The 13,241-nt window shown below is 55.9% G+C and carries 12 protein-coding genes; 11 read left to right on the forward strand and 1 reads right to left on the reverse strand.

The genetic code is table 11. The features are described from left to right. Positions 1 to 158: 158 nt before the first annotated feature. The 11 genes from kbaZ (at position 159) to ACQG1Y_RS20635 (ending at position 12,256) form a co-directional block, all read left to right on the forward strand. The gene (kbaZ, locus tag ACQG1Y_RS20585; RefSeq protein ID WP_032649636.1) at positions 159 to 1,466 is read left to right on the forward strand and encodes a tagatose-bisphosphate aldolase subunit KbaZ; all 1,308 of its coding nucleotides are present in this window, start codon (positions 159 to 161) and stop codon (positions 1,464 to 1,466) included. A 19-nt stretch (positions 1,467 to 1,485) separates the two neighbouring features. Continuing rightward, positions 1,486 to 1,959: a PTS N-acetylgalactosamine transporter subunit IIB gene (gene agaV, locus ACQG1Y_RS20590; protein WP_003861728.1), complete on the forward strand. Its 474-nt coding sequence runs from the start codon at positions 1,486 to 1,488 to the stop codon at positions 1,957 to 1,959. Positions 1,960 to 1,969: 10 nt separating this feature from the next. Beyond that, positions 1,970 to 2,749 (forward strand): PTS N-acetylgalactosamine transporter subunit IIC, encoded by a 780-nt coding sequence (agaW, locus tag ACQG1Y_RS20595; RefSeq protein WP_003861730.1) that lies wholly within the window; start codon positions 1,970 to 1,972, stop codon positions 2,747 to 2,749. Further along, positions 2,739 to 3,617: a PTS N-acetylgalactosamine transporter subunit IID gene (gene agaE / locus ACQG1Y_RS20600; protein ID WP_017693933.1), complete on the forward strand. Its 879-nt coding sequence runs from the start codon at positions 2,739 to 2,741 to the stop codon at positions 3,615 to 3,617. Before agaW ends, agaE begins: the two co-directional genes overlap by 11 nt. Before the next feature lie 17 nt (positions 3,618 to 3,634). Further along, entirely contained in the window at positions 3,635 to 4,069 is a 435-nt protein-coding gene (agaF, locus tag ACQG1Y_RS20605) for a PTS galactosamine/N-acetylgalactosamine transporter subunit IIA (protein ID WP_047636379.1), read from the forward strand. Continuing rightward, the gene (gene nagA / locus ACQG1Y_RS20610; RefSeq protein WP_045329210.1) at positions 4,066 to 5,199 is read left to right on the forward strand and encodes an N-acetylglucosamine-6-phosphate deacetylase; all 1,134 of its coding nucleotides are present in this window, start codon (positions 4,066 to 4,068) and stop codon (positions 5,197 to 5,199) included. Before agaF ends, nagA begins: the two co-directional genes overlap by 4 nt. Before the next feature lie 246 nt (positions 5,200 to 5,445). Next, positions 5,446 to 6,591, forward strand: coding sequence for an SIS domain-containing protein (locus ACQG1Y_RS20615; RefSeq protein ID WP_015571960.1), 1,146 nt, complete (start codon positions 5,446 to 5,448; stop codon positions 6,589 to 6,591). A gap of 12 nt (positions 6,592 to 6,603) precedes the next feature. Next, on the forward strand, positions 6,604 to 7,476 hold the full coding sequence (kbaY, locus tag ACQG1Y_RS20620) for a tagatose-bisphosphate aldolase subunit KbaY (RefSeq protein WP_047741485.1): 873 nt from the start codon (positions 6,604 to 6,606) through the stop codon (positions 7,474 to 7,476). A 117-nt stretch (positions 7,477 to 7,593) separates the two neighbouring features. Beyond that, positions 7,594 to 9,165: a maltose/glucose-specific PTS transporter subunit IIBC gene (malX, locus tag ACQG1Y_RS20625; RefSeq protein ID WP_414234772.1), complete on the forward strand. Its 1,572-nt coding sequence runs from the start codon at positions 7,594 to 7,596 to the stop codon at positions 9,163 to 9,165. A gap of 12 nt (positions 9,166 to 9,177) precedes the next feature. After that, on the forward strand, positions 9,178 to 10,350 hold the full coding sequence (locus tag ACQG1Y_RS20630; RefSeq protein WP_032672046.1) for a MalY/PatB family protein: 1,173 nt from the start codon (positions 9,178 to 9,180) through the stop codon (positions 10,348 to 10,350). Between the two features lie 16 nt (positions 10,351 to 10,366). Continuing rightward, entirely contained in the window at positions 10,367 to 12,256 is a 1,890-nt protein-coding gene (locus tag ACQG1Y_RS20635) for an enterotoxin (protein WP_368740827.1), read from the forward strand. A 67-nt stretch (positions 12,257 to 12,323) separates the two neighbouring features. Here ACQG1Y_RS20635 and rsmI read toward each other — a convergent pair whose 3' ends face one another. Continuing rightward, on the reverse strand, positions 12,324 to 13,187 hold the full coding sequence (gene rsmI, locus ACQG1Y_RS20640) for a 16S rRNA (cytidine(1402)-2'-O)-methyltransferase (protein ID WP_000809144.1): 864 nt from the start codon (positions 13,185 to 13,187) through the stop codon (positions 12,324 to 12,326). Between the last annotated feature and the right edge of the window lie 54 nt (positions 13,188 to 13,241).

The raw sequence follows: 13,241 nt of genomic DNA on the forward strand, positions 1-13,241 counted from the left end.
ATGGTGTGCGGACGCAAGCTTAATCGCCGCTGAAACCTTTCATTATGTTTCTTTTGTGAAACAGATCGGAAAACTATTATCTTTCGTTTTATTTTTACCTCACCATAATGCAGTATCAAATGAAACAAAACGAAAGATGAATACCAACACCATCCGAAATGGAGAGGAAAGTGAAACATCTGACAGAAATGGTGGAACAACATAAACGGGGGAATACAAACGGGATTTATGCCGTCTGTTCCGCACATCCACTGGTACTTGAAGCTGCACTACGTTACGCCCATTCACAACAGACGCCCCTGCTGATAGAAGCCACCTCAAACCAGGTGGATCAGTTTGGCGGTTATACCGGTATGACGCCCGCCGATTTTTATGGGTTTGTCTGCAAGCTGGCGGGATCTCTTGGTTTCCCCACCTCGCAGCTGATCCTTGGCGGCGATCATTTAGGTCCAAACCGCTGGCAAAACCTGCCGGCTTCGCAGGCGATGGCGAACGCCGACGATCTGATCAGAAGCTACGTGGCGGCCGGATTTAAAAAAATTCACCTCGATTGCAGCATGTCCTGCGAAGACGACCCGGTTCCGTTAACCGATGCAATCGTTGCCGGGCGTGCCGCTCGGCTGGCTAAAATTGCCGAAACCACCTGTCTCGAGCAATTTGGCGTAGCCGATCTGGTCTACGTTATCGGCACGGAAGTTCCGGTTCCCGGTGGGGCACACGAGACGCTGACCGAGCTTGAGGTCACCACGCCAGAGGCGGCACGCGCCACGCTTGAGGCACACCGCCACGCATTCGAGAAGGAAGGGTTAAGCGACATCTGGCCGCGCATTATTGGCCTGGTGGTTCAGCCTGGCGTTGAGTTCGACCATGCGCAGGTTTGTGACTATCAACCGCATAAAGCCGTCGCGCTGAGCGAGATGGTTGAAGCCTACGACACGCTTGTATTTGAAGCACACTCTACCGATTACCAGACGCCGCAGGCGCTGCGCCAGTTGGTGAAAGATCACTTCGCCATTCTGAAAGTCGGCCCTGCGCTAACCTTCGCGCTGCGCGAAGCGCTGTTCTCTCTGGCAGCAATTGAAGAAGAGCTGCTGCCGGCAAAAGCCTGCTCAGGGCTGCGTCACGTCCTGGAAAACGTGATGCTCGATCGCCCGGAATACTGGCAAAGCCACTATCACGGCGACGGCAATGCCCGTCGCCTGGCGCGCGGTTACAGCTATTCCGACCGCGTGCGCTATTACTGGCCAGACAGCCAGATTGACGACGCCTTTGAGCGGCTGGTACGCAACCTGGCGGATGAACCGATCCCGCTGCCGCTGATCAGCCAGTATCTGCCGTTGCAGTACAGCAAAGTTCGCGATGGCGCTCTCAGGTCCACACCACGGGAACTCATCCTCGACCACATTCAGGACATACTCCAGCAGTACCATGCCGCCTGCGAAGGCGTAACGACTCAACACGCATAATTAAAAAGAGGAAAACGCTATGCCAAACATTGTCTTATGCCGCATTGATGAACGCCTGATCCACGGTCAGGTGGGCGTACAGTGGGTGGGGTTTGCGGGGGCGAACCTGGTGCTGGTGGCAAATGACGAGGTTGCAGACGATCCGGTTCAGCAAAACCTGATGGAGATGGTGCTGGCGGAAGGCATCGCCGTGCGTTTCTGGTCCCTGCAAAAAGTGATCGACAACATTCATCGCGCCGCCGACCGGCAGAAAATTCTGCTGGTCTGTAAAACACCGGCTGATTTTTTAACGCTGGTCGAGGGCGGCGTGCCCATCACCCGTATTAACGTCGGAAATATGCATTACGCCAGTGGCAAACAGCAAATTGCCAAAACGGTATCTGTAGACGCGAACGATATCGCCGCGTTTAACGGCCTGAAGGCGGCCGGAGTGGAATGCTTCGTTCAGGGCGTTCCAACAGAGACTGCTTTGGATCTCTTTAAACTGCTCTGAGGGATTCACAATGGAAATCAGTCTGTTGCAGGCTTTCGCGCTGGGGCTTCTCGCCTTTATAGCGGGCCTGGATATGTTTAACGGCTTAACACACATGCACCGTCCAGTGGTGCTCGGGCCACTGGTTGGCCTGATTCTGGGCGATTTGCACACCGGAATTCTGACCGGCGGTACGTTAGAACTGGTCTGGATGGGACTCGCGCCGCTGGCGGGCGCGCAGCCGCCAAACGTGATTATCGGCACCATCGTTGGCACCACATTTGCCATTACTACAGGCGTGAAGCCGGATGTCGCCGTTGGGGTCGCCGTGCCGTTTGCCGTGGCGGTTCAGATGGGGATCACCTTCCTCTTCTCGGTGATGTCCGGCGTGATGTCCCGCTGCGATCGCATGGCGGCTAACGCAGACACCCGTGGTATTGAACGGGTCAACTATCTGGCACTGCTGGCGCTCGGCGTCTTCTACTTCCTGTGCGCGTTTCTGCCCATCTACTTCGGGGCTGAACATGCGAAAACCGCCATTGACGTGCTGCCGGAACGTCTGATCGACGGTCTCGGCGTCGCGGGCGGCATCATGCCAGCGATCGGCTTCGCCGTGCTGCTGAAGATCATGATGAAAAACGTTTACATCCCTTACTTCATTATCGGCTTTGTCGCCGCGGCCTGGCTGAAACTCCCGGTGCTGGCGATTGCCGCGGCTGCGCTGGCGATGGCGCTGATCGACCTGCTGCGCAAATCGCCTGAACCCACGGCGCCTGCGGCCCAGAAAGAGGAATTTGAAGATGGCATCTAATCACACCACCCTGCCGGGCGTGTCTGAAAGTGAAGAGACACTGCTGACCGGCGTGAATGAAAACGTCTACGAAGACCAGAGTATTGGCGCTGAGCTAACGAAAAAGGATATTAACCGTGTCGCCTGGCGTTCCATGCTGCTACAGGCCTCGTTTAACTACGAGCGTATGCAGGCCTCCGGCTGGCTGTATGGGCTACTGCCCGCGCTGAAAAAGATCCACACCAATAAGCGGGACCTGGCGCGCGCCATGAAAGGCCATATGGGCTTCTTCAACACCCACCCGTTCCTGGTGACCTTCGTCATCGGCATTATTCTGGCAATGGAGCGTTCCAAGCAGGATGTGAACAGCATCCAGAGCACTAAAATTGCCGTCGGCGCACCGCTCGGTGGCATTGGTGACGCCATGTTCTGGCTGACCCTGCTGCCCATCTGCGGGGGGATTGGCGCCAGCCTGGCGCTACAGGGATCCATTCTTGGCGCGGTGGTCTTTATCGTGCTGTTTAACGTGGTGCATCTCGGCCTGCGTTTTGGTCTGGCGCACTATGCCTATCGAATGGGTGTCGCCGCGATCCCGCTGATCAAGGCCAACACCAAAAAGGTTGGTCATGCTGCGTCCATTGTCGGGATGACAGTGATTGGTGCGCTGGTGGCAACCTATGTGCGCCTGAATACCACACTCGAGATTAAAGCCGGGGATGCGGTCGTCAAACTGCAAACCGATGTGATCGACAAACTGATGCCCGCTTTTCTGCCGCTGGTCTACACCCTGACCATGTTCTGGCTGGTACGCCGTGGCTGGAGCCCGCTGCGCCTGATTGGTATCACCGTGGTGCTGGGCGTTGTCGGTAAATTCTGTCACTTCCTGTAATAAGCAAAGAGGTTGCGATGTTAGGCATTATTTTGACGGGTCACGGCGGTTTTGCCAGCGGGCTGGAACAGGCGATGAAGCAAATCCTCGGCGAACAGCCGCAGTTTATCGCCATCGATTTTCCGGAAAGCTCCACCACTGTGCGGCTGACCGCGCAGCTTGAGCAGGCAGTGAATGAACTGGATGCAGAGCACGATATCGTGTTTCTCACCGATCTTCTCGGCGGTACGCCGTTTCGTGTGGCCTCTACCCTCGCGATGCAGCGCCCCGGCAGCGAAGTGATCACCGGCACCAATCTCCAGCTTTTGCTGGAGATGGTTCTGGAGCGCGACGGATTAAGCAGTGAAGCCTTTCGTTTGCAGGCGCTGGAGTGCGGCCATCGCGGCCTGACCAGCCTGGTGGATGAACTTGCACGCTGTCGCGAGGAAGCGCCCGCCGAGGAAGGGATATGAGCCAGCTGCTGCGCGCGCGTCGTCTGCTTACCGGGCAGGGCTGGCTGGATGACCATCAGCTGCGTATGGATAGAGGCGTCATCACCGCCATCGAGCCGATTCCGGCAGGGGTTAATACCCGCGAGGCAGACCTGCTTTGCCCGGCATACATTGATATCCACGTCCACGGCGGCGCGGGTGTGGATGTGATGGATGATGCGCCCGACGTGCTGGACCGGTTAGCCGTGCACAAAGCGCGTGAAGGCGTGGGGGCGTTTCTGCCTACCACCGTCACCGCTCCGCTGGAGGCGATCCATGGCGCGTTACGGCGCATTGCCCGGCGCTGTCATGCCGGTGGCCCCGGCGCGCAGATCCTGGGCAGCTATCTGGAAGGCCCGTACTTTACACCGCAGAACAAAGGGGCGCACCCGCCAGAACTGTTTCGCGAACTGGATCTCGCGGAACTTGATGAGCTGATTGCGGTTTCGCAGAACACGCTGCGGGTAGTGGCGCTTGCTCCGGAAAAAGTGGATGCCCTGAAGGCGATCCATCACCTCAAGCAAAAAGGGATACGCGTCATGCTGGGCCACAGCGCCGCTACATACGCGCAAACCCTGGCCGCATTTGATGCAGGCGCAGCCGGGCTGGTGCACTGCTACAACGGCATGACAGGGTTACACCACCGGGAGCCCGGCATGGTTGGCGCCGGGCTTACGGACCCACGCGCGTGGCTGGAGCTTATTGCCGACGGGCATCACGTTCATCCTGGAGCCATGCGGCTATGTTGTTGCTGCGCGAAGGATCGTACGGTGCTGATTACCGATGCCATGCAGGCGGCGGGTATGCCTGATGGGCGCTATACGTTGTGTGGTGAAAATGTCGAGATGCAGGGCGGCGTTGTCCGCACGGCCTCGGGCGGGCTGGCGGGCAGCACGCTCGCGCTGGATGCCGCCGTGCGAAATATGGTGGAGCATACGGGGATCGCCCCAGAAAACGCAATCCATATGGCCTCGCTGCATCCTGCTCGTCTGCTCGGTATGGATCACCTGCTGGGAACGTTAGCGCCAGGCAAACGCGCCAATGTTCTTGCGCTGGATGCGGGTTTACACCTCCGGCAGATCTGGATCCAGGGTCAGGCTCTTTCCCTGTAGCCCCTTCACAGTGTGCCCTGTTGGCCTTACGGAAGACGATCGTAAGGCCTTTCTTTTCCTTTCCTTGATTTTCGCCTTTCCTTTCGCGATGACACTTTTCGTTTTATTTTTTTTTCGCCATTGAACTTTCTATTTCTTTTCTATAAATTTTATTTAACTGCTAAAGTGAACAAGTGAAACGAAACGAAAGATAGCGACACATTTGCCAGCGTCTGATGTGGAATTCACACGACTAAGGACTGAGTTATGCCACAAACCACTATCGCCACCACCGGCACCTGGACCGAAAAAGAGATCCGCCAGCAGCCAGCCAGCTGGCTTCGCTCGCTCAACAATATTGATAATCTGCGCGCGTCGATCGACAGTTTTCTGACGCCACTGTTGCGCAAGCCCGATCTGCGGATCGTTCTGACCGGCGCGGGTACGTCTGCTTTTATCGGCGACATCATTGCGCCATGGCTTGCCAGCCACACGGGGAAAAACATCACCGCGATACCTACGACCGATCTGGTCACCAACCCGATGGATTATTTCAGCCCTTCGCACCCGCTGCTGCTGGTCTCTTTCGCCCGTTCTGGCAATAGCCCGGAGAGCGTCGCCGCCGTTGAGCTGGCGAATCAGTTTGTACCGGAGTGCTACCACCTGTCGATCACCTGTAATGAAGCAGGCAGCCTGTACCAGAATGCCGTCGACAGCGATAACGCCTGCGCTCTGCTCATGCCAGCCGAAACGCACGATCGCGGGTTCGCGATGACAAGCAGCATCACCACCATGATGGCGAGCTGCCTGGCGGTATTCGCACCGGAAACGATCAACAGCAAAACGTTCCGCGACGTGTCCGATCGCTGTCAGGCGATCCTCACATCGCTTGGCGATTTCAGTCCCGGCGTCTTTGGTAACGAACCGTGGAAACGCATTGTTTATCTGGGCAGCGGTGGATTACAGGGCGCCGCACGGGAGTCTGCGCTGAAGGTGCTGGAGCTGACCGCCGGCAAGCTGGCGGCATTCTACGATTCGCCAACGGGTTTCCGTCACGGGCCTAAGTCGCTGGTAGACAACGAAACGCTGGTCGTCGTGTTTGTCTCCAGCCATCCGTATACGCGTCAGTACGATCGGGATCTGCTCGCCGAGCTGCGACGCGATCGTCAGGCTATGCGCGTGGTAGCCATTGCAGCCGAAACGGATCCGGTCATTGAAGCTGGCCCGCATATCCTGCTGCCGCCTTCCCGTTCATTTAACGATATGGAGCAGGCGTTCTGCTTCCTGATGTACGCCCAGGTCTTCGCACTGACCCAGTCTCTGCACGTTGGCAATACGCCGGATACGCCATCCGCCAGCGGTACGGTTAACCGTGTGGTCCAGGGCGTCGTTATTCATCCGTGGCAGGCTTAAGAGGACAGGCTCATGAGTATTATTTCTACCAAATATCTTTTGCAGGACGCACAGGCGAAGGGCTATGCCGTTCCGGCCTTTAACATCCATAACGCCGAGACGATCCAGGCGATCCTCGAAGTCTGTAGCGAAATGCGATCGCCGGTGATCCTCGCGGGTACGCCGGGGACGTTTAAACACATTGCGCTGGAAGAGATCTACGCCTTGTGCAGCGCATATTCCCTTACTTATGACATGCCGCTGGCGCTACACCTCGATCACCACGAATCGCTGGACGACATTCGCCGCAAAGTCCATGCCGGCGTACGTAGCGCAATGATCGACGGTAGCCATTACCCCTTCGAACAAAACGTCAAGCTGGTGAAATCGGTCGTCGATTTCTGCCACCTCAACGACTGTAGCGTCGAGGCCGAACTGGGCCGACTGGGCGGAGTGGAAGATGACATGAGCGTCGACGCCGAAAGCGCGTTCCTGACCGACCCGCAGGAAGCAAAACGCTTTGTCGAAATGACAGGCGTGGACAGCCTCGCCGTTGCCATCGGTACCGCGCACGGTCTTTATACCAAACGCCCAAAAATCGACTTCCAGCGGCTGGCCGAGATCCGCGAGGTAGTGACAGTGCCGCTGGTGCTGCACGGTGCGAGTGATGTGCCGGATGAGGATGTGCGCCGCACCATTGAGCTGGGCGTCTGCAAAGTTAACGTCGCAACAGAGCTGAAAATCGCCTTCTCTGACGCAGTCAAAGCCTGGTTTGCCGAGAACCCACAGGGCAACGATCCGCGCTTCTACATGCGCGTCGGCATGGATGCCATGAAAGAGGTGGTCAGAAGCAAAATCACCGTTTGCGGCTCGGCGAACCGGCTGCTGCTTGCGACTGAAGCCTGAACCCATCGCGCATAACGTTAGTACCTAAAAAAATAACTATAAGCCTCGCAAATATGAAGGCGCGTCCTTAAGCCGGACAGCGCCTTCCATTATCCTAAAAAACCGAGGAGTCCCTACATGACACAGGAAAAGTCGTTTAAATCGAAAGCGTGGGAGTTTTTCCAGAGCCTGGGAAAGACGTTTATGTTCCCGGTCTCACTGTTGGCCTTTATGGGGTTGTTGTTAGGTATCGGTAGTTCTGTCACCAGCCCTTCCACCATCAAAAGTTTTCCCTTTCTGGGCGGCGAGTTAACGCAGCTCACCTTTGGTTTTATCGCCATGGTCGGCGGCTTTGCTTTTACCTATCTGCCGCTGATGTTTGCCATGGCGATCCCGATGGGCCTTGCCAGACGTAATAAAGCGGTTGGCGCTTTTGCCGGATTCGTTGGCTACATGCTGATGAACATGAGCATCAACTACTACCTGACCGCCACCCACCAGCTTGCGGATGCCGCCACCATGAGACAGGTGGGACAATCCATTGTGCTTGGCATTCAAACGCTGGAGATGGGCGTGCTCGGCGGCATTGTGGTAGGGGTGATCACCTACTTCCTGCACGAACGCTTCCAGGACACGGTGCTGCACGACGCGTTTGCCTTCTTTAGCGGCATTCGTTTTGTGCCCATCATTACCGCCCTCACCCTGTCGCTGGTCGGCTTGTTTATCCCCCTGCTGTGGGAATATGTGGCAATGGGCATTGCCGGGATTGGTCATATCATCCAGAGCACCAGCGTCTTTGGGCCGTTCCTGTATGGCGTGGGCGTACTGCTGCTCAAACCTTTTGGCCTGCACCACATCCTGCTGGCGATGGTGCGCTTCACCCCGGCGGGTGGCATTGAGATGGTTAACGGCCAGGAAGTGGCCGGTGCGCTGAACATTTTCTACGCCGAGCTGAAAGCTGGCCTGCCGTTTAGCCCGCACGTTACGGCATTTTTATCGCAAGGGTTTATGCCGACCTTTATCTTCGGCCTGCCTGCCGTGGCTTACGCTATCTACCGCACCGCGCGCCCGGAAAACCGTCCGGTGATTAAAGGGCTGCTGCTTTCAGGCGTGCTGGTTTCAGTTGTCACGGGTATTTCAGAGCCGATTGAGTTCCTGTTCCTGTTTATTGCCCCTGTGCTTTACGCGTTTCATATCGTTATGTCTGGCCTGGCGCTGATGGTGATGGCGCTGCTCGGCGTCACCATCGGCAACACCGACGGCGGCATTCTGGATCTGCTGATCTTCGGCGTCATGCAGGGGATGTCGACCAAATGGTATCTGCTGTTCCCGGTGGGTATTGCCTGGTTTGCTATCTACTTCTTCGTCTTCCGCTGGTACATCCTCAGGCACGATATTAAAACGCCGGGCCGTGAGGTTGACGCGAAGGGTGCGCTCCAGGCGGTGGAAGCCAATACCCGGGCACGTGGAAAATCGAAATACGATCATGGGCTTATTCTTCGCGCGCTTGGCGGTAAAGAGAATATTGAGTCGCTCGACAACTGCATCACCCGCTTACGTCTGGTGGTAAAAGATATGGGGCTTATCGACCAGCAGGCGCTGAAGGCCGCGGGCGCCTTGTCAGTAGTGGTGCTTGATGCCCACAGCGTTCAGGTGATCATCGGCCCGCAGGTGCAGAGCGTCAAATCCGGCATTGAAGCCTTAATTTAACAGGGGGACGTTGTGTTTGATTTCGACAGAATCATTGAGCGTAAAAGCGATAAATGCCGTAAATGGGATCATGCGTTTGTGTGCTCGCGTTTCGGTGATGTCCCGGAGGGATTTATCCCGCTGTGGATAGCAGATATGGATTTCACCTCGCCACCCGCCGTGATTGAAGGCTTCCAGCGCATCGTGGAGCATGGCACCTTCGGTTACACCTGGTGCTTCGACGAATTCTACGATGCGGTCATCGCCTTCCAGCGCACCCGTCATCAGGTTGAGGTGCATAAGTCATGGATCACCCTGACCTACGGCACCGTTTCCACGCTGCACTATACGGTTCAGGCGTTCTGCAAACCCGGGGACTGCGTGATGATGAATACCCCAGTGTATGACCCGTTTGCGATGGCGACACAGCGACAGGGCGTGCGGGTGCTTGCAAATCCGCTGAGCGTGAAGGAAAACCGCTATCAGCTGGATTTTAATCTGATTGAAGTTCAGCTCAAAACTCACCGTCCAAAACTGTGGTTCTTCTGCTCGCCGCATAACCCTTCGGGCCGAATCTGGCGCGCGGATGAGATACGTCAGGTGTCCGATCTCTGTAAGCGCTACGGCACGATTCTGGTGGTTGATGAGGTTCACGCCGAGCACATTCTGGACGGTACATTCGTCAGTTGTCTGACTTCAGGCTGTGCCGCCCAGGACAACCTGATTGTGCTGACCTCCCCCAATAAAGCCTTCAACCTTGGCGGGCTAAAAACATCCTACTCAATGATTCCAGACGATTCGCTGCGCCAGCGTTTCCGCCAGCAGCTGGAGAAGAACTCCATTACCTCGCCCAATATCTTCGGCGTGTGGGGAATTATTCTGGCTTATCAGCAAGGTCTGCCATGGCTCGACGCGCTGAATGGTTATCTGCGCGGCAATGCCCGCTACCTTGCGGATGCCATCCAGACCCATTTCCCTGCATGGAAGATGATGAACCCGGAGTCGTCGTATCTCGCCTGGATAGACGTCAGTGCGGACGATCGCAGTGCGACGGCGCTAACTCAACATTTCGCAAAACAGGCTGGCGTGGTCATTGAAGATGGCAGCCACTACGTACAAAACGGCGAAAACTACCTGCGTATTAACTTCGGCACCCAGCGCTACTGGCTGGAACAGTCCATCAACCGAATGCTGAAGCATTACTGATAAGGATCTTACCCCGATGAAAAAAATGCTCACTCTCTCGCTGCTGACTCTCTGTGTTTCTCATGGTGCGGCGGCAGCAAACTACGCGCTCAGTAACGACAATATTGCCCTTTTGTTTGATGATGCAAACGCAACGGTAGTGGTAACGGACAGCAAAGCTAACCATCCGCTCACGCCCCAGGAGTTGTTCTTTCTGACGCTACCGGATGAAACAAAAATCCACACCGCTGATTTCAAAATCAAGTACGTCGAAAAGCAGGACAATGCGATAGTCATCGACTTTACGCATCCGGATTTTAACGTAACGGTGAAACTGAACCTGGTGAAGGGAAAATACGCCAGCATCGGCTACACCATCGCCGCCGTCGGGCAGCCCCGGGACGTAGCGAAAATTACCTTCTTCCCGACGAAGAAGCAGTCTCAGGCACCTTACGTTGACGGGGCGATTAACAGCTCGCCAATCGTGGCCGACTCGTTCTTCATCCTGCCAGACAAACCGATTGTGAATACTTACGCTTATGAAGCCACCACGAACCTCAACGTGGAGCTGAAAACGCCAATTCTGCCTGAGACACCGGTTAGTTTTACCACCTGGTTCGGCACTTTCCCGGAAACTAATCAGCTGCGCCGCAGCGTAAACCAGTTTATCGATGCCGTGCGTCCACGGCCTTATAAGCCTTACCTGCACTACAACAGCTGGATGGACATCGGCTTCTTTACCCCTTACTCCGAGCAGGATGTCATTGGGCGGATGGACGAATGGAATAAAGAATTTATTGCCGGACGCGGGGTGGCGCTGGACGCGTTCCTGCTGGACGATGGCTGGGACGATCGCACCGGACGCTGGCTGTTTGGCCCGGCATTCAGCAACGGTTTTGGCAAAGTCAGGGAAAAAGCCGACAGCCTGCATAGCTCGGTTGGGCTGTGGCTTTCACCGTGGGGCGGTTACAACAAGCCGCGCGATATTCGCGTCTCGCATGCAAAAGAGTATGGTTTCGAAACCGTAGACGGCAAGCTGGCGCTGTCGGGGCCGAACTACTTTAAAAACTTTAACGATCAGATCATCAAGCTGATCAAAAACGAGCACATTACCTCGTTCAAGCTCGACGGAATGGGTAATGCCAATTCGCATATCAAGGGCAGCCCATTTGCATCGGATTTTGACGCGTCCATTGCCCTGCTGCACAACATGCGCAGCGCAAACCCGAACCTGTTTATCAACCTGACCACCGGCACCGACGCCAGCCCGTCCTGGCTGTTCTATGCTGATTCAATCTGGCGTCAGGGCGATGATATCAACCTGTACGGCCCCGGCACGCCAGTGCAGCAGTGGATGACCTACCGCGATGCCGAAACCTGGCGATCCATCGTGCGTAAAGGTCCGCTGTTCCCGCTGAACTCACTGATGTACCACGGGATCGTCAGCGCAGAGAACGCTTACTATGGACTCGAGAAAGTGCAAACAGACAGCGATTTTGCCGATCAGGTCTGGAGCTACTTCGCAACCGGAACTCAGCTTCAGGAGCTGTACATTACGCCGTCCATGCTGAATAAGGCGAAGTGGGATACCCTGGCGCAGGCGGCGAAATGGTCGCGTGAGAATGCCAGCGTGCTGGTGGATACTCACTGGATTGGCGGTGACCCAACTTCGCTTGAGGTTTACGGCTGGGCCTCATGGAGTAAAGACAAAGCGATTTTTGGCTTACGCAACCCATCGGATAAGCCGCAACGTTACTTCCTGGATTTAACCAAAGATTTTGAGATCCCGGCAGGAGAGCGTTCGCAGTTTACCCTGAAAGCCGTGTACGGCAGTAATTCGACCGTACCAGAGGAGTATAAAAACGCTGTGGTGATTACGCTGCAACCGCTGGAAACGCTGGTGTTTGAGGCGATGCCGGAGAAATAGTGAGGCTTTGACACGGTGTAGGCCGGGTAAGGCGAAGCCGCCACCCGGCAAAACAGGCGGCAGGGTCTTACTCCCCCTGCTGCTCCAGCGCATATTTATACAGCGCATTTTTCTTCACGCCGTGGATCTCCGCCGCCAGCGCCGCCGCTTTTTTCAGAGGAAGTTCAGCCTGTAGCAGGGCCAGCGTACGCAGCGCATCGGCAGGCAGAGCGTCTTCCTGCGCTTTGTGCCCTTCGACAATCAGCACCATTTCGCCCTTGCGGCGGTTTTCGTCTTCTTTCACCCACGCCAGCAGTTCGCCGACCGGCGCACCGTGAATGGTTTCCCACGTTTTGGTCAGCTCGCGCGCCAGCACCACGTAGCGCCCTTCGCCCCAGACGGTCACCATATCCTCCAGGCTTTCCAGCAGACGGTGAGTGGATTCGTAGAAGATCAACGTACGCGGTTCGGCTTCCAGATCCTTTAATACATCGCGGCGACCTTTGGATTTAGCTGGCAGGAAACCTTCGTAGCAGAAACGATCGGACGGCAGACCCGCAGCGCTTAACGCCGCAATCGCCGCGCACGGCCCCGGCAGCGGCACAACGCGGATGCCTGCTTCCCGGCAGGTGCGTACCAGATGGTAGCCCGGATCGTTGATCAGCGGCGTTCCCGCATCGGAGACCAGCGCGATGTTCTGCCCTTCTTTAAGCTTCGCCACCAGCGTTTCGGCTTTTTGTTGCTCATTGTGATCGTGCAGGGCAAACAAACGGGCGTTGATGGCAAAGTGTTGTAGCAGTAAACCGGTATGACGGGTGTCTTCAGCCGCAATTAAATCAACAGCTTGCAATACGGTGAGCGCACGTTGGGTAATATCAGACAAATTCCCGATAGGAGTAGGTACAATATAAAGCTGGCCTTGAGAATTATCTGCCGTTTCGTGTTGTTTCATTGTTTCGTCCGTATTGCCGATTTAATATTGAGCATTGCGTAAAAAAATCACTGG

Source organism: Enterobacter cloacae complex sp. 397G4 (assembly GCF_050031515.1).
Lineage (GTDB): Bacteria > Pseudomonadota > Gammaproteobacteria > Enterobacterales > Enterobacteriaceae > Enterobacter > Enterobacter hormaechei_C.